The sequence below is a fragment of the Haloplanus sp. C73 genome, from assembly GCF_051195115.1.
GTDB lineage: Archaea > Halobacteriota > Halobacteria > Halobacteriales > Haloferacaceae > Haloplanus.
In genome coordinates, this window is sequence record NZ_JBNTJZ010000005.1 from 126,649 (window position 1) to 143,942 (window position 17,294).

Here is a 17,294-nt window from a genome sequence, read left to right on the forward strand (position 1 = left end):
GGCATTTTAAGCGGTTATACACTAACGGGGCGCCAATGGCAACGAGAGGCGACTCCGCCGACGAACCCGCGCAGGCGGGCGATTACGACTATCAGAGCGACGACGTCGACCGACCGGGGATGGTCGACGACCTCGCTCAACTCATCGACGGCGACGTGCGGTTCGACGACTACTCTCGGCAACTGTACGCCACGGACGCGAGCGCCTACGAGATGACGCCAATCGGCGTCGTCATCCCGACGTCGACGGCGGACGTCGCCGCCGTCATCGAATACTGCGCCGAGCGAGAGATTCCCGTGCTTCCCCGCGGCGGCGGCACCAGCCTCGCCGGGCAGACGGTCAACGAGGCGGTCGTCCTCGACTTCTCGAAGGAGATGACCGACGTGCTGGAGATGGACCCCGACGCCCGGCGCGCTCGCGCCCAACCGGGCGTGAAACTCGGCGACCTCAACCGCGAACTCGCGCCCCACGGGCTGAAGTTCGCCCCCGACCCCGCGTGGGGCGACAAGAGCGTCCTCGGCGGCGCCATCGGCAACAACTCCACTGGCTCGCACTCCCTGAAATACGGCAAGACCGACGCCTACGTCGAGGAGGTGGAAGTCGTCCTCGCCGACGGGACGGTGACGACGTTCGGCGAGGTGAGCCTGTCCGACCTCCGCGCCCGCGCCGACCCGGACGGCGACCTCGAAGCCCGCTTCTACGCCGAGGTGAACCGCATCGTCGAGGAGGAGGCCGACGAGGTGCGCGAGCAGTACCCCGACCTGAAGCGTAACGTCTCGGGCTACAATCTGGACCGCCTCGTCGACGAGGCGGAGACGGGGTCGGTCAACCTCGCGCGCCTCCTCGCGGGCAGCGAGGGAACGCTCGCCGTCATCACGGCGGCGACCGTCTCGCTCGAACCCGTGCCCGAGACGAAGGCCATCGGTCTCCTGACCTACGACGACCTGCTGGATGCGATGTCGGACGTGGCGCCCATCCTCGAACACGACCCCGCCGCCGTCGAGGTGATGGACGACGTCTTGCTCGACCTCGCCCGAGATACGTCCGAGTTCGCGGACGTCGTCGGCATGCTACCCGAGAACACCGACTCGGTCCTGCTCGTGGAGTTCTACGCCGACAGCGACGAGGCGGGCCGACAGAAGGTGGCGGACCTCATCGCCGACCGGGTGCCCGGCGACGACGCCGAGGCCGACCCGAGCGCCGACGCCGCCGACCGAACAGACGCGCCACCGCGCGCCCGGGCGGCGATGGAGGCCCACGACGCCGAGACGCGCGAGAAGTTCTGGAAGATGCGGAAGGCGGGCCTGCCCATCCTCCTCGGGCGCACCAGCGACGCGAAACACATCGCGTTCATCGAGGACACCGCGATTCCCGCCGAGAACCTCCCCGACTACGTCGCGGACTTTCAGGAGATACTCGAGGACCACGACACCTTCGCGAGTTACTACGCCCACGCCGGGCCGGGCGTCCTCCACATCCGCCCGCTCATCAACACGAAGACGGTCGAGGGCATCGAGCAGATGGAGTCCATCGCCGACGCCGCGACGGACCTCGTGGTGAAATACGACGGCTCCGTCTCGGGCGAACACGGCGACGGCCGGGCGCGCACCCAGTGGAACCGGAAACTGTACGGCGACCGCCTCTGGCAGGCGTTTCGCGACCTCAAGACCGCAGTCGACCCCGACTGGCTCCTGAATCCGGGGAACATCTGCGGGGACATGGACATGACGGAGAATCTCCGGTTCGACCCCGACTACGAGTTCGACGCCGGGTTCGACTCCGTCCTCGAGTGGGACAACGAGAACGGCATGCAGGGCATGGTCGAACTCTGTCACGGCTGTGGGGGCTGTCGCGGCCCGCAGGAGACCACCGGCGGCGTCATGTGTCCAACGTACCGCGCGAGTCAGGAGGAAATCACCGCCACCCGCGGCCGGGCGAACCTGCTCAGGCAGGCGATGAGCGGCGACTTGGACCAAGAGGCCGCCGACGTGGAGTTCATGCACGAGGTGCTCGACCTCTGTATCGGCTGCAAGGGCTGTTCGAAAGACTGTCCGAGCGAAGTCGACCTCGCGAAACTGAAAGCGGAGGTCACGCACGAACACCACCAGCGTCACGGCTCCAGCCTCCGTGACCGCCTGTTCGCGAACATCGACGCGCTGAACGCCGTCGGGTCGGCGCTCGCTCCCCTCTCGAACTGGCTGGCGAAGGTGCCCGGTGCCCGCACCGTCATGGAGAAGACGGTGGGCATCGCGAGCGAGCGCTCGCTCCCCGAGTTCCACCGCGAGTCGCTCGTCGACTGGTTCGAGAGCCGGGGCGGCGCGCAGGTGAGCGCCGCGGAAGCCGACCACCGCGTCCTGCTCTTTCCCGACACCTACACCACCTACAACGCCCCGGACGCGGGGAAGGCCGCGGTCCGCGTCCTCGAAGCCGCGAACGTCCACGTCGGGATTCCGGACGACGTCACCGGGAGCGGCCGCCCCCCGTTCTCGAAGGGCTTTCTCGACCAAGCCCGCGAGCAAGCGCGGACGAACGTCGACGCCCTCGCGCCGCGTGTCGACGACGGGTGGGACGTGGTCGTCGTCGAACCGTCCGACGCGGTCATGCTGCAGTCGGACTACCGCGACTTGCTCGACGGCGACGACGTCGACGCGGTGGCGGCAAACACCTACGGCGTCATGGAGTATCTGGACACCTTCCGGCTGGACGAGGCGCTCGCGACCGACGCCCCGGCCGAGACGCTGACGTATCACGGTCACTGCCACCAGAAATCGACCCGGAAGGACCACCACGCAGTCGGCGTGTTGCGCCGCGCCGGCTACGGGGTCGACCCCCTCGACTCCGGCTGCTGTGGGATGGCCGGCTCCTTCGGCTACGAGGCCGAACACTACTCGATGAGTCAGGCCATCGGCGACGTGCTCTTCGGGCAGGTAGACGAGAGCGACGGCGACCGACTCGTCGCCCCCGGCGCCTCCTGTCGAACCCAACTCGGCGACGAGTACGACGAAAAGCCCCCGACGCCCGTCGAGGCGCTCGCGAGCGCCCTCGACTAACCGTCGAGCGGCGTCGCTTCGGCCCAGACGCGCTCGTGAAGGGCGCGCGCCCACCGCGTCGGCGCGGGGTCGTCGGCGCCGACGAACCCCCGCGGCATCTCGTCAGAGAAGACGACCAGTCCCATCTCCGGCCCGTCGTCAGTCTCTGCCAGTACGAGCGCGACGGGGTCGTCACGGTCGGTGCGCCGAATCGCCGCGCGTTCGAGTCCCGTCGCTCGCCAGTCCCCGGCGTCGGACGCGCGCTTCCGGTCCAGCGCGCGCTCGGAGACGATGACGGTGCCCGTCATCCCGTCGCGGAGCCGGTCGTTGCAGACACGAACGGCGGGCGCTCGGCCCGCGTACACCGAGGCGTGCGTGGCGTCGGCGACGAGGGCGGCGAGGCACTCGACGGGTCGGTTCGGCGCGTGCGGCCGCGCCTCGACGACGCGGGCGCCGTCGAAGACGGCAGGGTCGACGTCGAACCCGAGACTGACGCCGTCGAACAGGGCGGCCGCGTCGGCGGCGCCCTCGACCTGCCGTGTGTACCGGTCGTAAGCGTCAAGCGCGGCGCGTCCCGCGACCGTCGGGCGATAGCCGTCGTCGTCGGCCGTCACGAACCCGACCGTCGCCAGTTCGCGGAGCGCGCGGTCCGCCGTCGAGCGCGACACGTCGAGCCGAGTGGCTACGTCTGTCGTCGAGGCTGGAGCCGAGACGAGCGTTCGGAGCGCGTCGACGCGGCGCTCGACGACTGCCGTCGGTGTGGCGTCAGTCATACCATAACCGACAGGTTCCGAAACAGATATATGTGAGCCTTCACTTCCTGACGACTTCAGCAGCGGGAATCATGAAGGTATCGACGACTGTCTGTAACAGCGCCGGGGTGCCTCTGACACTCGGTCGCGGCGGGTTGCCCGGCCCGCCGCCCGTTGGCGTCCGACGGTCGTGGATTCGCCCGGACCCATACCGTCGGACAGCCCCGGTCGACGCGACTACTCCTCCGTGACCGCTCGGTGTGCCGACGTGACTCGCTCGCGGAGTCGGTCGACGCTCGACCCGCCCGCGAGATGCGAGCGACAGTCACAGGCCGAGGCGCCGAAGCCAGCGACCGGGCCGTCGGGGAGGCGCGCGGCGACGGCACACTCGACGTCGGCCCCGGGAGACGTGACGACGTCGACCAGTTCGACGGCCGGGTGGCCGGTGAGGTAGTCGACGTGCCAGTGAGAGACGTCGTGTTCGCCCGCGGCCACCCGGCGGTGGCGGTCGACGCGAGCGAACCCGCCGCTCCCGAGCGCACTCCCCGTGTAGGCGTAGGCGCCCGCTTCGAACTCGTGGATGCCGAGCGCACCCACCTCGATGCTGGCCGGGCACGCCAGCGCGAGGACGAGCGTGTACGTCCCGCCGGTCGATGCCGTCATATCCCGGTGTCGACGCCAATCACGCAAAACGGTGTCGTGAGTGCGGCGCCCTCACAGCAGCGTGAGTCGGGTCGTGAAAAACGAGTCGAGGGCGTCGACCAGTGCCTCGCGGGGCGGGCCGCTCGCGTCGACGGCGGCGCGGGCGACGGTCGGCCAGTCCAAGTCGTCGAGGACGGTGCGCTCGCCGAGGAGGACGAGTCGGTCGGGGTCGCGGCGGTCGACCACGTCCCGGCAGTCGTCCAGATGGGCGGTTATCTGCTCGTCGCGCCGGCGCTCGAACCGCGACTGCGAGAACCCGCCCTTCGAGTGCGTGGCCTTGACGTCCGTCTCCACCGTCTCCACGTCGGTCAGGTCGCCGTCGTCGACGACGCCGATGGCGAAGCGGTCGGAGCGCACCAAGGCCACGGAGAGGCCGTCCGGCGGGTGAAACCAGTCCTCGTCGACGCGGAAGCCGTCCGCCCACTCGACGAAGGAATCGGGGGCCAGCGGCGGGTCGAGGGCGACGCTCACGAGTTTGGCGTCGTCGACACAGACCAGACACGGGGCGGCGTCGGCGACGAGCGACGACCGGTCGCCGAGAAGCGAGGCGACGGCGTCGGGCACGTCGTCGGTCACCATCGCGGTCAGCGCTCCCTCCGGACTGGTCTCGACGCTCCGGAGTCGCGAGAGGACGTCGTCGAGTCGGTCGCCCCGAATCGACTCGGTGCCGCGAGGGGTGAGGTCGCTGCCGTCGCGCTCCTCGGCCACCCGGCCTTCGAGGTCGGCGATGCGGTCTTCGAGGCGGTTGACCCGCTCTTCGGCCTCTTGTCGCTCCGTGACGGCTTCCGACCGGCGCTCGCTCTCGGCGTCGAGGCGGCGTTCGAGGTGGCGCTTTTCCTCTTCGAGTTCCTCGATGCGCGCCTTGAGTTCGGCGCGCCCGAGCAACGAATCGAGCATACGCCCACGACGAGCGCGGGTGCCTTCTACCCTGCGGCGTCAGACGGCCTCGGCGTGACCCTGCTCGTAGCCCACGTACCGAAGGAGTTCCGCCGCGCGGTCGGGTTTGGCGAGAAACACCTCACAGCGGTCGGGGAGCGTCGTGTCCGTGACGCTCGGCGGGAGTGCGAGCGTGCCGGAGGGGACGCCCTCGCGCCCGACGACCGGGAAGTGTCGCCCGTCGAGTTTCATCACGAGGGGCGCGTCGAGGCGCTCGACCCCCTCGCCGTCGGTGTAGAGCCGTCGGTTCATCCGTTCGTGGTCCGTCTGCTGGATGACGGCATGGTCGCCGTCGTGGGGTTCGACGTACAGTCGACCGAGGTAGTAGCCCGAGGAGAACTCTTCGAACATGCTATTCGGTGTGTGGTACCGTGTCACACGGTATAAGTCTTGTCGGCAGGCTTTATGTCGAAGCGCAAGTCGGCTCAGCGTCGGTCGCGCATGGCCCAGACGGCGACGAGGCCGAGCAACACCGCGGGGAACATCGGGAGGACGAGCATCGCGGAGCGGTAGGAGGCGCCGAGGACGCGGCCACCGGCGGGCCAGAGATAAATCAGCCCGGGGACGACGAGGACGGCGACGACGACGGCGGCGACCAGCACCCAGCCCGCGCGGCCGAGGCCTTCGTCGTCCGGTGCCGTGGACATACCTGTCATCGACGGCGGCGACGGACAAAACGCTGTGCATGGAGTCGGACCGCCCACCGTTTAGTGGCCGAGTCTCGAACTTGGAGGTATGAGTGACCACGACCACGGCCACCACCATCACGACGTCGAGACGCTCGAAGCGGGCATCGTCACCGTCTCGTCGTCGCGAACGCTCGACGACGACCCCGCAGGCGACGCCATCGCCGCCGCCTTCGAAGCAGAGGGCCACGACGTGGCGGCGCGGGAACTGGTTTCGGACGACTACGACGAGGTGCGGTCGACGCTCCAGACGCTCGCCGACGGCGTCGACGTGGTCGTAAGCACCGGCGGGACGGGCGTGACGCCGGACGACGTGACCGTCGAGGCCGCGGAATCGCTGTTCGCGAAGACCCTGCCCGGGTTCGGCGAACTGTTCCGCCGGCTCTCGTACGACGAAATCGGGACGAAAGTGGTCGGAACGCGGGCCGTCGCCGGCATCGTGGAGGGGACGCCCGTGTTCTGCCTGCCCGGGAGCGAGAACGCGGCGACGCTCGGCGCGGAGGAGGTCATCGTTCCGGAGGCGGGCCACCTGTCGGGGCTGGCGACACGCGAGGAGTGAGGCACAGTCCCGCGCTCTGGCCGTCGCCGGCAGGGTTTTAACACCCGGAGCGAGTAGGGTCGGCACATGAGTCAGCAGGAACCAGAGCGGTCGGAGACCGAGTCCGACGAGCCCTACGCGGGGAACAAGGACCCGAGTCTCCGGAGCCGCGAAGTGACGGAGGGGCGCGACCGGGCGCCACACCGGTCGATGTTCCGTGCGATGGGGTTCGACGACGACGACTTGGAATCGCCCATGGTCGGCGTCCCCAACCCCGCCGCCGACATCACGCCGTGTAACGTCCACCTCGACGACGTCGCCAGCGCGGCCATCGAGGGTATCGACGAAGCCGGCGGGATGCCCATCGAGTTCGGCACCATCACCATCTCCGACGCTATCTCGATGGGAACCGAGGGGATGAAATCGTCGCTCATCTCCCGAGAGGTCATCGCGGATTCGGTCGAACTCGTCTCGTTCGGCGAGCGCATGGACGCACTGGTCACCATCGGCGGCTGTGACAAGAACATGCCCGGCATGATGATGGCCGCGATTCGGACCGACCTGCCCTCCGTCTTCCTCTACGGCGGGTCGATTATGCCCGGCGAACACGACGGGCGCGAGGTCACCATCCAGAACGTCTTCGAGGGCGTCGGCGCCGTCGCCGACGGCGACATGTCCGACGACGAACTCGACACGCTGGAGCGAAACGCCTGCCCCGGCGCGGGGTCGTGTGGCGGGATGTTCACCGCGAACACGATGGCGTCGATTAGCGAGGCCATCGGCTTCGCGCCGCTCGGCTCCGCCTCGCCGCCCGCGGAGGACGAGGCGCGCTACGACGTGGCACGCGGGGCGGGCGAGGTCATCCTCGACGTGGTCGAGGCGGGGCGCACCCCCTCCGATTTCCTCTCTATCGAATCCTTCGAGAACGCCATCGCGCTACAGGTTGCGGTTGGCGGCTCGACCAACGCCGTCCTGCACCTGCTCGCGATGGCCGCGGAGGCAGGCGTCGACCTCGATATCGAGGACTTCAACCGCATCAGCGCCCGGACGCCCAAAATAGCCAACCTCCAGCCCGGCGGCGAACGGGTGATGAACGACCTGCACGAGGTGGGCGGCGTGCCCGTCGTCCTGCGGGAACTGCTCGACGCCGACCTGCTCCACGGCGACGCCCTGACCGTGACGGGCGAGACGATGGCCGAGGCCATCGAGCGCTACGACCCGCCGGCAATCGAGGACGTGGACGCCGACTTCCTCCACACGGTCGACGACCCGATTCACGAGCGCGGCGCCATCCGCATCCTCACCGGCAACCTCGCCCCCGGCGGCGCGGTCATCAAAATCACCGGCGAGGACCACCTCCACCACGAGGGGCCGGTGCAGGTGTTCGAGGAGGAGAAAAACGCGATGGAGTACGTCCAAGAGGGCCACGTCGAATCGGGCGACGTCATCTGCATCCGGAACGAGGGGCCGCGCGGCGGTCCGGGTATGCGGGAGATGCTCGGCGTCACTTCGGCTGTCGCCGGACAGGGCCACGCCGAGGACGTGGCGCTCTTTACCGACGGGCGGTTCTCGGGCGCGACCCGCGGCTTCTCCATCGGCCACGTCGCCCCCGAGGCGTTCGTCGGCGGCCCCATCGCCGCACTCGAAGACGGCGACGTGGTCACCATCGACATCGACACGCTCGAACTCTCGGTGAACCTCACCGACGAGGAACTCGAAGCGCGTCTCGAAAATCACGACGTCGAGCCGAACTACACCTCGGGCGTGCTGGCGAAGTACGGTCAGATGTTCGACTCGGCGGAAAACGGCGCAGTGACGAATCCCGCGGCGAAACAGGACTGACTCGGCGCTACGCGTTTTCTTCCGTGGAGTCGCTATCGTCCAGTTCCCGAAGCGTCTCGTGGACGCCGACGACCATCGTCGGGACGACGAGCATGAACAGGTGTTCCTCCAGCGGGATGCCAAGCAGGTCGATGCCGGTTCGCATCGGGATGGCGAAGACGCCGACCGACAGCGTGTACCAGTCCCAGACGTAGGCAAAGGGATAGAGGACGGCGGCGGTCCGCGCGGCGGCCCGGAGCGCGCCCGCGCGAACCACCAGTCCGAGGGCGGCGGCCCCCCAGAGTAGTTCGGTCGCGAGGTAGGTGTAGGGACCGAGGACGGTGATGTCGGGGACGGCGACGCCGGCGAGCGGCCGGAGCCACGCGACGACGACCAAGAGCGCGAAAAAGAGGTAGGAGGCGCGGACGAGAAGCATCGTCGCGAGTTCGGCGTCGGCCCGGCGGGCGACGACGGCGACGGTGAGGAACGGGAGCGTCGCGAACGCCGAGCCGCGGGGGAGGACACCCGTCACGGAGAGGGCGACGACGGCGACCATTCCGGCGGTCATCAGCGTCCCGGCGACGACGCGCGCCCGGTGGCGGCCGACGACCACCGCGACGGTTCGCTTGTCGACCGAGCGGTCGTAGTCGTAGTCGGTCGTGTCGTCGACGACTTTGATGCCCGCGAGGACGACGACGAAGACGGCGGCGAAGGCGAGAGCGGTCGTCGAGAGCGTCCGCGACTGGACGTAGTAGCCGCCCAGCAGGGCGAAGCCGATGCCGACTGGGTAGCCGAGCGTCGCGCCGAACGGGTTGGTGTCGAGGTGGGGGGCGTGGAGGACGGCGACGACCCAGCCCGGGAGCGCGAGTATCGCGGCGACGGCGTCGACGCGGAGAGCGAGAGCGGCGACGCCGACGAAAAACAGCGCCGTCGACCCGGCGAGCGCGAGGTGACAGCCCCGGCGGGTGAGCGGGTGGTCGTCGTCCTCGCCGCGGTGGTGGAAGTCGACGAGGCCGTCCTTGACGTGGGCGGTGTAGAGCGCACAGAAGGCGACGGCGACGTGGAGGAGGGCAAGGCGGGGCGCGCCGAAGCCGGCGAGGACGGCGCCGAACCCGGACGCGGCCAGTGGCGGGAGCATGAACACCGGATGAATCTGGGACGCGACGGCGCCGACCGAGGCGCGGACGCCGGAGCCGTGCCGGGCGATGGCCATGAGTCGTGTGTACGCACCACACCCACATATACTGCCGGCCGCGACGAGCGGCGGTTGGGTGGAGCGTGTCGCTTAAGGTGGCGGGCGGGAATCCGACTCGCATGACGACCGCACGCGACCATCAGGGCCCGCTCGACGGCCTGCGGGTGGTCGACTGCTCGGGCATGATTGCCGGCGGCTTCGCCACGACGCAACTCGCCGACTTCGGCGCCGACGTCATCAAGGTGGAACACCCCGAGGGGGGCGACCCGCTCCGCGAGTGGCCGCCCTACGACGAGCGCGAGGAGCCACGCTCCTCGGAAACGGACGAGGAATCACGTTCCTCGGACGACCGAGACGTGTCGCTCTGGTGGAAGTCCATCGGCCGGAACAAACGCTGTGTGACCCTCGACCTGAGCACGGCCGAGGGGAGCGCGCTCCTCCTCGATTTAATCGCCGACGCCGACGTCCTCTTCGAGAACTTCCGGCCGGGGACGATGGAGAAGTGGGGGCTCGGCCCCGACGACCTGCACGCGGAGAATCCGGGACTCATCGTCGTCCGGCAGTCGGGCTACGGCCAGACCGGCCCCAAGTCGGATAAACCGGGCTTCGGCACCGTCGCGGAAGGCATCACGAACTGGGCGCACGTCAACGGCTTTCCGGACAGCAAGCCGCTCCTGCCGCCAATCAGTCTCGCCGACCTGACGGCGGCGAACTTCGCCGTGCAGGGCGTCATGTTCGCCATCTTCGAGCGAGACGTCGGCCGCGGAGGGGGAAGCGGCGAGGGACAGGTAATCGACATGAGCCTCTACGAACCCCTCTTTCGGCTCTTTCTCTCGGAGGTAGAGGCTTACGACCGACTGGGCGAGGTTCGGGAGCGCATCGGCAACCACCACGAGAGCGCGGCCCCGCGGAACGTCTACGAGACGAAAGACGGTTACATGACGCTCTCGGCGTCGGCTCAGTCCATCTTCGAGAACGTCGCCGACGCCATCGGCCGGCCGGACATCGTCGACGACGCTCGCTTCGCCGACAACGAGCGCCGAGTCGACAACGCGGACGCGCTGGACGAGATAATCGAAGCGTGGACGCGCGAGCGAACCACCGAGGCGGCCATCGAGGCGATGGAGGCGGCAGACGCCATCGTCGGCCCCGTCTACGACATGGCCGACATCTTCGAAGACGAGCAGTACGCGGCCCGGAACGACATCGTCGAAGTCGATGACCCGGAGCTTGGAAGCCTGAAGACGGCGGCGCCGGTGCCGCGATTCAGTCGGACGCCGGGGGCCGTCGACCACGCCGGGCCGCGCCACGGCCAGCACAACGGCGAGGTGTTCCGCGACGAACTCGGCCTCGACGAGGAGGCGTACGACCGCCTCCGCGAGGAGGGTGTCATCTGATGGCTGGCGTCTCCCTCCGCGACGTGACGATTCGGGAGGGTGCGCAGATGCCCGGCCGGGAGTACGGCGTCGACGCGCGTATCGAGGCGGGACGCGCGCTCGACCGACTCGGCGTCGACGCGATTCAAGCGGGGTTCCCGGTCGTCGGCGAGACGGACCGCGAGGCGATTCGGCGGCTGAGTGGGGGCGTCGACGCCGACGTGGTGGGACTCGCTCGCGCCACGACCGGCGATGTCGACGCCGCCCTCGACGCCGACGCGGACGTCGTCGAGGTCATCGTCCCCACCTCGGAGCGACAGTTGACCCACGTCCTCGGCGAGTCGTGGGAGACGGCGCTGTCGATGGCGGGCGAGGCGCTGGACCGGGCGCGCGACGGCGGCGCGACGGCGCATCTCACGCTCGTCGACGGGTTCCGAACGCCGACGGACCGGCTGGTCGAGGCGTTCGCGGCGTTTCCCGCGGTGGCGACGATAACCGTCGCGGACACGGTGGGGGCGCGGACGCCCGACCCCGTCCGAACCGTCGTCTCGGACCTGTGTGACCGGGTCGACGGTGACCGGGTGGGCGTCCACTTCCACGACGATTTGGGCGTCGCGGTGGCGAACACGCTGGCGGCGGTGAACGCGGGCGCGACGACGGCGGACGTGAGCGTCGCGTCGCTGGGCGAGCGCGCGGGCAACGCGGCGCTGGAGCGGGTCGTCGTCGCGGACGCCGTCGACGGCGAGGCGCGACACGCGGGCGGCGAGTCGGGTGGCGACTGCGCCGCGGCCGTCGACCGCTCGGAACTGGTCCCCGCCTGTCGGTCGGTGCTCGACGCACTCGGCGAGTCGGTCGAGCCGCGGACGCCCGTCCTCGGCGAGGCGGTGACGACGCACGAGTCGGGCATCCACACCGCCGCGATGCTTGACGACCCGGGGACGTTCGAGCCGTTCGACCCCGCGACGTTCGGCGGGGAGCGACGGCTGGTGTTCGGCGCTGGGAGCGGACGAGGGAGTGCGCGCGCACTGCTGGAGGCGGCGGGAGTCGAGGTGACCGACGAGCGGGTGGCGACCCTGCTCGACCGGCTGGCCGAGGCGGGGCCGCTGGACGCCGATGCGGCGACGGCGCTAGTCAGGGAGACGTTCGAACGAGGGAACTGACGCGCCGTGTGAGCGCGGGTCACGGAACGGATTTACGACGCCGGACCATCATAAACGTATGAACTACGATTCGGCACTCGACCGGGCGTACGACACGCTCCCGGAGCGGACCCGCGAGGCGGGCGACCGACTGCAGGTACCCGACCCGGCGGGCGAAACCGACGGCGCGTTCACTCGGCTGACCAACCTCGGCGACATCGCGGAAGCGCTCGACCGCGACCCCGAACATCTCCACCGCTCCATCCAGCGCGAACTCGGCACCAACGGCCAGTTCGACGGTGACCGCGCCCGCTACAACGGCTCGTTCACGGTCGACGACTTCGACGCCGCGCTCGACGCCTACGTCACGGAGTACGTCACGTGTTCCGAGTGTGGCCTGCCCGACACCAACCTCGTCCGCGAGGACGGCGTGGACATGCTCCGCTGTACGGCGTGTGGGGCCTTCCGACCGGTCCAGAAGCGGCCGCAGCAGACGTCGGCGGCCGAGCAGGCGACGCTGGAGGAGGGCAAGACCTACCAAGTCGAGATTACGGGCACCGGGCGCAAGGGCGACGGCGTCGCGGAGAAAGGAAAGTACACCATCTTCGTCCCCGGCGCACAGGAGGGGCAGGTCGTCGAGGCGTACATCGACAACATCAGCGGGACGCTCGCGTTCGCGCAGTTGGCATAAAGCGAAAACGATAGACGGGGGGCGGCCGTCGTCGGCCCATGAAACTGGCACGGATTGCGACGTCGAAGGGGATTCTCACCGGCGAGTACGACGACGGGCGCGTGACCGTCGAGGGCGACACCTACACGGTCGGCGAGGACGCCCAGTTGATGGCGCCGTGTGACCCCGACGCAATCTTCTGTACCGGGCGAAACTTCGGCGCGAAAATCGAGCAGATGGGCGAGGGCGACAAGCCCGACCGCCCGGACTGGTTCATCAAGCCACCCCACTCACTTCACCCGCCGGAGGAGCCAATCGAGTACCCCGACTGGGTGAGTTCCTTTACCTACGCGGGCGAACTCGCCGCCGTCATCGACGAGCGATGTCACGACCTCTCGGTCGACGAGGTGGACGACGCGCTCCGCGGGTACACGATTCTGAACGACCTCGACGCGTACGACCAAGACCGCCGGACGGCCCGGAAGACCTTCGACGGCGCGGCACCGCTCGGGCCGTGGATAGAGACAGAGGCCAACCTCGACGGGATGGCGATGGAGACGGTCATCTCGGGCGAGCAACGCCAGTCGGCGACGACCGATGAGATGATTTTCTCGCCCGAGGAAATCGTCGCCTTCCTCTCGGAGCGATACACCTTCCGGCCCGGCGACGTCATCTCCTTCGGAAGCCCGGCGAACCCCGGCCTCCTCGAACGCGGTGACACCATCGAAATCACCTACGAGGGCGTCGGAACGCTCCGCAACGACATCGTGTAGGCGTAACGCCTTTCGTCGTCGCCTGCGGTCACGTGGCATGGCCGACGGCGAGCGACTCGACCTCTCGGACGGGTTCGACGTTCACGACTACCGCGCGGGACTCAAACTCCAGCGACAGGACGGCGCGTCGATGTATCTCGAAAACCGGTCGGACTATGTCTGCCCGGCGTGTGACCGCCCGTTCGACCGCCTGTTCGTCTCGACCGACGACCGGGTTACCTTCGGCAACCCGCCGGACGCCCCCTTCTGTCTCGCGCGGACGGCGGAGCGGGTGCTCCTGTTGACGCACTGAGCGAATCGAACCGAAAAGGGTGTGGGGGTACGCGCCGAACCGGCGGGCACACGATGTACGACGACATTCTGCTCCCGACGGACGGGAGCGAGTCGATGGACGCGGTGGTCGACCACGCAGCAGATATCGCCGCGCGCCGCGATGCGACGGTCCACGCCCTGTACGTCGTCGACGACCGCTCCTTTCTGACGCTGCAGGAGGGCATGAAATCGGACGTCGTCGCCGGCCTCCGCGAGGAGGGCGAAACCGCGACCACCGAAGTTGCGAGTCGACTCGAAAGCGAGGGCGTCACCGTCCGGACGGCGATTCGGAAGGGCAACCCCGCCGACGAAGTCCTCGACTACATCGACGAGGCGGGAATCGACCTCGTCGTCATGGGAACGCACGGCGCCGACTACGAGCGAAACATGCTCGGCAGCGTCTCGCAGAAGGTCGTGACGATGTCAGCGGTGCCGGTGCTGACCGTCAACATCAGCGAACGGGACTAATCGGGGTCGAAATCCAGCGCGACGGAGTTGATGCAGTAGCGCTCGCCGGTGGGGTCGGGGCCGTCCTCGAAGACGTGGCCGAGGTGGCCGTCGCAGGTGGCACACCGCACCTCCGTCCGCGTCATGCCGTGACTGGTGTCGGTTTCGAACTCGACGGCACCGTCGAGCGCGTCGTAGAAACTCGGCCAGCCGGTTCCGGAGCCGAACTTGGTGTCGGCGTCGAAGAGTTCGGCGCCACACCCCGCACAGACGAAGGTGCCGTCGCCTTTCTCGTCGAGAAGGTCACCGCTGAACTTCGGTTCGGTGCCCTGTTCGCGCAGGATGTGGTACTCCTCTTCGGTGAGTCGCTCGCGCCACTCGTCCTCGGAGAGGTCACCGAGTGACCGCTGGTCGTTGCTCATACTCGTGGTAGGGACTGGAGGGGCTTAGCCTCGGCGCCGACTACCGGCCGCGGACGGGCACGTCGTCGAGAGAGAGCAGGTCGGTGAGGCCGTCGAGTTCGTAGGTGGGCGTGACCGAGAGGGTGTACGACTCGCGGTGGGGGCGGCGGACGAAGGCGGCGTCGAGGCCGGCGTTGCGGGCGGCCAGCAGGTCGCTCTCGCTGTCGCCGACGAAGAGCGCGCTGTCGACGTCGAGGTCGGTGAGCGCGCGCCGGAGGTAGTACGGTTCGGGCTTCTTGCGTTCGAGGCTCTGGATGGTCGGCGTGCGTCCGTAGGCCGTCTGAAACAGGTCACGCGTCGCGAAGAAGTCGTGCATGAACTCGACGGTGTCCTGCTGGTTCGAACTGACGATGCCGCGCGGGGCGTCGATGTCGCGGATGGCGTCGAAGTCGTCGTAGAGGGCGGCCCGACCGGCCCGGAGTTCGGCCCGCTGAGCGTGAGAGGAGTGGTAGTCGCGGGCGCGCCAGAACCGCTCGGGGTCGATGCCGTACGCGCCACACACCTCGGCGAGGACGTCGGGCGTGACGCCGATAGAGAGCCGTTCGACGTCGTCGGATGCGGGGTCGGGCACGCCCAGTGCGTCGAACGCTTCCCACGTCGCCCGTTCGAGGACCGCCCGCCCGACCGGTTCGACGAGGACGCCGTCGTTGTCGAACAGGACTGCCTCGTAAGTCATGGTCGAGGTTGGTGTCGAGAGCGCAAAAGGTTCAGGGGTCGCGCCGGCCGTCTTCGGGGAAGGGAGAGGTTTAATCCGTCCGTCGGTCTATGTCCGGGCCGATGGAGGATGACCGTATCGGGCGCCGGACGCTTCTCGGAGCGAGTGCGGGACTGCTGGCGTCGCTGAGCGGCTGTAGCGGGCTGTTCATCGAGGAGACGGCGACACCGGGAGGCACGTCGACGCCGACAGCGACGCCGAGACCGACGGCGACGACGACGGCGACGGCGACGCGACGACGGTCACCGACGGAAACCGAAGCGCCGGCGGCGAGCGACGACGTCGAGGTAGACAACCGGGGGTTCGTCATCGAACTGGACCGGCTGGAGAAGTACGCGACCGTCGTCTATCGATTCGACGTCGAAAACACCAGCGACCGAGTGATACGGGACGTCGAGTTCCGGGTCCGCGTCCGGTACGAACACGAGGACTACGCGCGAATCGTCGCCACGGACTACCCCCGGTTCTGGTTCGACACGGGCGACGACGACGACGGCCTCGGCACCGGGTCGACGGAGCGGGTGCGGAACGACGTGCGGTTCGAGCGGGACGGACGCGCTCAGGAGTCGACCGACTCGGACCGCTTCAGCCTCGAACTCACCGTGCGTCGGGTGCGGTTCGTGTAGGTGTGGGCGAATAACTAAGTCGCTCGACCGTCCAGCGTGAGCAACGCGGCCGACGCCTCACATGCTCTCGCTCATCGCTCTCGCCGTCGCGCTCGTTCTCGTCGCCAGCGCCGTGGCTGCCGCGCGAGTCGACGCGCTGGACTATCGCGTCGCGCTCGTCGCCGTCGCCGTGGCGCTGGCCGTGGGCGGAGCGACGGCGCAGGTGGCGCCCACCGAGTCGCCGGCGAGTGCCGTCGACGCGGCGACGGGGAGCGACGACCCGACGAGATTGGCGGCCGCGACAGCGCCGAACCCGACGGCGACGGGCAACGCGACAGCGAACGGGACGAACGCGACGGTCCTCGGCATCGGCGACGGCGGACGACTCACGTACCGGACCGCCGGGGGTGACCAGCAGACGGTTCGCCTCGCCGGCCTCGACGTGCCGAGCGCCGGCGGCGCCGACCCGGCCCGGTTCGACGGCGTCCTGACCGGCAGCCGAGGCCGGACCTGTCTCGCCCAGCAGGGTCGACGGGCACTCATCGAGACGCGAACGCGTCTCGTCGGCGAGTCGGTGTCGGTTCAGTCGGTGGACGCGGACGGAGCCACCGTCCGCGTGGACGGCCGCTCGCTCAACCGGCAACTGGTCGAGCGGGGCGCCGCCCGGGCGACGGGCGAGACGTACGCGGACGCCGAGCGGTCTGCCCGGAGCGCTCGACTCGGCGTCTGGTCGTGTGCGGTCGTGGAACCGACGTCGCCGCTCCGGGAGGCAAACACCTCGAACGTCCGCATCGACACCGTCCACCCGAACCCGCCGGGTGACGACGCGGCGTCGCTGACCGACGAGTACGTCGTCATCGAGAACGCCGGCGAGCGGACGGTCGACCTCTCGGACTGGTATCTCATCGCCGACGAGAACTACTACTTCTTCGGTGACCGGACGCTCCGACCGGGCGAGGAACTCGTCGTCCGCGTCGGGTCGGGGCAGGACGCCGCCGGCGTGGTGTACTGGGGCGCCCCCCGGCCCATCCTCGATAACGACCACGACACGTTGAAACTCGTCGACGGTGACACTGACCGAACGGTCCGGGTGACGTACTGAGTTCGAGACGCGCGGTATCCGGCACTCCGCGGTAA

The 17,294-nt window shown here is 68.9% G+C and carries 19 protein-coding genes; 11 read left to right on the plus strand and 8 right to left on the minus strand.

All coding sequences use genetic code 11. From position 1 onward, the window contains the following. Window positions 1-35 precede the first annotated feature (35 nt). Window positions 36-3,050 carry an FAD-binding and (Fe-S)-binding domain-containing protein gene (locus ACQUSQ_RS10525; protein WP_435068951.1) on the plus strand — a complete coding sequence of 1,005 codons (3,015 nt, stop codon included), beginning with the start codon at window positions 36-38 and terminating at the stop codon, window positions 3,048-3,050. Here the strand turns inward: ACQUSQ_RS10525 and ACQUSQ_RS10530 are convergent. The 5 genes from ACQUSQ_RS10530 to ACQUSQ_RS10550 all read right to left on the minus strand — a co-directional run bounded on the left by ACQUSQ_RS10530 (window position 3,047) and on the right by ACQUSQ_RS10550 (window position 6,066). Further along, window positions 3,047-3,802: a helix-turn-helix transcriptional regulator gene (locus tag ACQUSQ_RS10530; protein ID WP_435068953.1), complete on the minus strand. Its 756-nt coding sequence runs from the start codon at window positions 3,800-3,802 to the stop codon at window positions 3,047-3,049. The two genes, ACQUSQ_RS10525 and ACQUSQ_RS10530, sit on opposite strands and share 4 nt — an antisense overlap. 216 nt (window positions 3,803-4,018) lie before the next feature. Further along, the gene (locus tag ACQUSQ_RS10535) at window positions 4,019-4,444 is read right to left on the minus strand and encodes a GIY-YIG nuclease family protein (RefSeq protein ID WP_435068955.1); all 426 of its coding nucleotides are present in this window, start codon (window positions 4,442-4,444) and stop codon (window positions 4,019-4,021) included. 51 nt (window positions 4,445-4,495) lie between these two features. Next, window positions 4,496-5,380 (minus strand): Vms1/Ankzf1 family peptidyl-tRNA hydrolase, encoded by an 885-nt coding sequence (locus ACQUSQ_RS10540; protein ID WP_435068957.1) that lies wholly within the window; start codon window positions 5,378-5,380, stop codon window positions 4,496-4,498. Window positions 5,381-5,419: 39 nt separating this feature from the next. Further along, window positions 5,420-5,770, minus strand: a complete 351-nt coding sequence (locus ACQUSQ_RS10545; RefSeq protein WP_435068958.1) for a DUF5802 family protein — start codon at window positions 5,768-5,770, stop codon at window positions 5,420-5,422. Between the two features lie 74 nt (window positions 5,771-5,844). Continuing rightward, window positions 5,845-6,066: a hypothetical protein gene (locus tag ACQUSQ_RS10550; RefSeq protein WP_435068960.1), complete on the minus strand. Its 222-nt coding sequence runs from the start codon at window positions 6,064-6,066 to the stop codon at window positions 5,845-5,847. Between the two features lie 88 nt (window positions 6,067-6,154). On the opposite strand from ACQUSQ_RS10550, the gene ACQUSQ_RS10555 reads away from it, so the two are divergent. Together ACQUSQ_RS10555 and ilvD are read left to right on the plus strand one after the other, a co-directional pair. Further along, window positions 6,155-6,664: a MogA/MoaB family molybdenum cofactor biosynthesis protein gene (locus ACQUSQ_RS10555; RefSeq protein ID WP_435068961.1), complete on the plus strand. Its 510-nt coding sequence runs from the start codon at window positions 6,155-6,157 to the stop codon at window positions 6,662-6,664. A 66-nt stretch (window positions 6,665-6,730) separates the two neighbouring features. Beyond that, window positions 6,731-8,485, plus strand: coding sequence for a dihydroxy-acid dehydratase (gene ilvD, locus ACQUSQ_RS10560; RefSeq protein WP_435068963.1), 1,755 nt, complete (start codon window positions 6,731-6,733; stop codon window positions 8,483-8,485). A 7-nt stretch (window positions 8,486-8,492) separates the two neighbouring features. Here the strand turns inward: ilvD and ACQUSQ_RS10565 are convergent, their stop codons facing one another. Continuing rightward, window positions 8,493-9,677, minus strand: coding sequence for a lycopene cyclase domain-containing protein (locus ACQUSQ_RS10565; protein WP_435068965.1), 1,185 nt, complete (start codon window positions 9,675-9,677; stop codon window positions 8,493-8,495). A gap of 101 nt (window positions 9,678-9,778) precedes the next feature. Here ACQUSQ_RS10565 and ACQUSQ_RS10570 point away from each other — a divergent pair, with 101 nt between their 5' ends. From ACQUSQ_RS10570 to ACQUSQ_RS10595, 6 genes are read left to right on the plus strand one after another with little or no spacing between them, the layout of a single operon-like run. Then, window positions 9,779-11,056: a CaiB/BaiF CoA transferase family protein gene (locus ACQUSQ_RS10570; protein ID WP_435068966.1), complete on the plus strand. Its 1,278-nt coding sequence runs from the start codon at window positions 9,779-9,781 to the stop codon at window positions 11,054-11,056. Then, window positions 11,056-12,195: a LeuA family protein gene (locus ACQUSQ_RS10575; RefSeq protein ID WP_435068968.1), complete on the plus strand. Its 1,140-nt coding sequence runs from the start codon at window positions 11,056-11,058 to the stop codon at window positions 12,193-12,195. The genes ACQUSQ_RS10570 and ACQUSQ_RS10575 overlap by 1 nt, the downstream gene beginning before the upstream one ends. A 58-nt stretch (window positions 12,196-12,253) precedes the next feature. Continuing rightward, window positions 12,254-12,865, plus strand: coding sequence for a translation initiation factor IF-2 subunit beta (locus tag ACQUSQ_RS10580; RefSeq protein WP_435068969.1), 612 nt, complete (start codon window positions 12,254-12,256; stop codon window positions 12,863-12,865). 38 nt (window positions 12,866-12,903) lie between these two features. Continuing rightward, window positions 12,904-13,617 (plus strand): fumarylacetoacetate hydrolase family protein, encoded by a 714-nt coding sequence (locus ACQUSQ_RS10585; protein WP_435068971.1) that lies wholly within the window; start codon window positions 12,904-12,906, stop codon window positions 13,615-13,617. A gap of 37 nt (window positions 13,618-13,654) precedes the next feature. Next, window positions 13,655-13,909, plus strand: a complete 255-nt coding sequence (locus ACQUSQ_RS10590; RefSeq protein WP_435068973.1) for a DUF7385 family protein — start codon at window positions 13,655-13,657, stop codon at window positions 13,907-13,909. Window positions 13,910-13,962: 53 nt separating this feature from the next. Next, window positions 13,963-14,397 carry a universal stress protein gene (locus ACQUSQ_RS10595; RefSeq protein WP_435068975.1) on the plus strand — a complete coding sequence of 145 codons (435 nt, stop codon included), beginning with the start codon at window positions 13,963-13,965 and terminating at the stop codon, window positions 14,395-14,397. On the opposite strand, the gene msrB is transcribed toward ACQUSQ_RS10595, so the two are convergent. Beyond that, window positions 14,394-14,798, minus strand: a complete 405-nt coding sequence (gene msrB / locus ACQUSQ_RS10600; RefSeq protein ID WP_435068977.1) for a peptide-methionine (R)-S-oxide reductase MsrB — start codon at window positions 14,796-14,798, stop codon at window positions 14,394-14,396. The genes ACQUSQ_RS10595 and msrB overlap by 4 nt on opposite strands. A 40-nt stretch (window positions 14,799-14,838) precedes the next feature. Further along, window positions 14,839-15,513 (minus strand): HAD family hydrolase, encoded by a 675-nt coding sequence (locus ACQUSQ_RS10605; RefSeq protein ID WP_435068979.1) that lies wholly within the window; start codon window positions 15,511-15,513, stop codon window positions 14,839-14,841. 101 nt (window positions 15,514-15,614) lie between these two features. Between ACQUSQ_RS10605 and ACQUSQ_RS10610 the strand changes: the two genes are divergently transcribed. Beyond that, the gene (locus ACQUSQ_RS10610) at window positions 15,615-16,178 is read left to right on the plus strand and encodes a hypothetical protein (protein ID WP_435068981.1); all 564 of its coding nucleotides are present in this window, start codon (window positions 15,615-15,617) and stop codon (window positions 16,176-16,178) included. Window positions 16,179-16,239: 61 nt separating this feature from the next. Next, complete coding sequence (locus ACQUSQ_RS10615) at window positions 16,240-17,259, plus strand: lamin tail domain-containing protein (protein ID WP_435068982.1); 1,020 nt, start codon at window positions 16,240-16,242, stop codon at window positions 17,257-17,259. The last annotated feature ends 35 nt before the right edge of the window (window positions 17,260-17,294 follow it).

Bases quoted from the DNA above. Each gene is read 5' to 3' on its own strand.
- ACQUSQ_RS10525 (WP_435068951.1), top strand. From the start codon at position 36: ATGGCAACGAGAGGCGACTCCGCCGACGAACCCGCGCAGGCGGGCGAT.
- ACQUSQ_RS10530 (WP_435068953.1), bottom strand. From the start codon at position 3,802: ATGACTGACGCCACACCGACGGCAGTCGTCGAGCGCCGCGTCGACGCG.
- ACQUSQ_RS10535 (WP_435068955.1), bottom strand. From the start codon at position 4,444: ATGACGGCATCGACCGGCGGGACGTACACGCTCGTCCTCGCGCTGGCG.
- ACQUSQ_RS10540 (WP_435068957.1), bottom strand. From the start codon at position 5,380: ATGCTCGATTCGTTGCTCGGGCGCGCCGAACTCAAGGCGCGCATCGAG.
- ACQUSQ_RS10545 (WP_435068958.1), bottom strand. From the start codon at position 5,770: ATGTTCGAAGAGTTCTCCTCGGGCTACTACCTCGGTCGACTGTACGTC.
- ACQUSQ_RS10550 (WP_435068960.1), bottom strand. From the start codon at position 6,066: ATGTCCACGGCACCGGACGACGAAGGCCTCGGCCGCGCGGGCTGGGTG.
- ACQUSQ_RS10555 (WP_435068961.1), top strand. From the start codon at position 6,155: ATGAGTGACCACGACCACGGCCACCACCATCACGACGTCGAGACGCTC.
- ilvD (WP_435068963.1), top strand. From the start codon at position 6,731: ATGAGTCAGCAGGAACCAGAGCGGTCGGAGACCGAGTCCGACGAGCCC.
- ACQUSQ_RS10565 (WP_435068965.1), bottom strand. From the start codon at position 9,677: ATGGCCATCGCCCGGCACGGCTCCGGCGTCCGCGCCTCGGTCGGCGCC.
- ACQUSQ_RS10570 (WP_435068966.1), top strand. From the start codon at position 9,779: ATGACGACCGCACGCGACCATCAGGGCCCGCTCGACGGCCTGCGGGTG.
- ACQUSQ_RS10575 (WP_435068968.1), top strand. From the start codon at position 11,056: ATGGCTGGCGTCTCCCTCCGCGACGTGACGATTCGGGAGGGTGCGCAG.
- ACQUSQ_RS10580 (WP_435068969.1), top strand. From the start codon at position 12,254: ATGAACTACGATTCGGCACTCGACCGGGCGTACGACACGCTCCCGGAG.
- ACQUSQ_RS10585 (WP_435068971.1), top strand. From the start codon at position 12,904: ATGAAACTGGCACGGATTGCGACGTCGAAGGGGATTCTCACCGGCGAG.
- ACQUSQ_RS10590 (WP_435068973.1), top strand. From the start codon at position 13,655: ATGGCCGACGGCGAGCGACTCGACCTCTCGGACGGGTTCGACGTTCAC.
- ACQUSQ_RS10595 (WP_435068975.1), top strand. From the start codon at position 13,963: ATGTACGACGACATTCTGCTCCCGACGGACGGGAGCGAGTCGATGGAC.
- msrB (WP_435068977.1), bottom strand. From the start codon at position 14,798: ATGAGCAACGACCAGCGGTCACTCGGTGACCTCTCCGAGGACGAGTGG.
- ACQUSQ_RS10605 (WP_435068979.1), bottom strand. From the start codon at position 15,513: ATGACTTACGAGGCAGTCCTGTTCGACAACGACGGCGTCCTCGTCGAA.
- ACQUSQ_RS10610 (WP_435068981.1), top strand. From the start codon at position 15,615: ATGGAGGATGACCGTATCGGGCGCCGGACGCTTCTCGGAGCGAGTGCG.
- ACQUSQ_RS10615 (WP_435068982.1), top strand. From the start codon at position 16,240: ATGCTCTCGCTCATCGCTCTCGCCGTCGCGCTCGTTCTCGTCGCCAGC.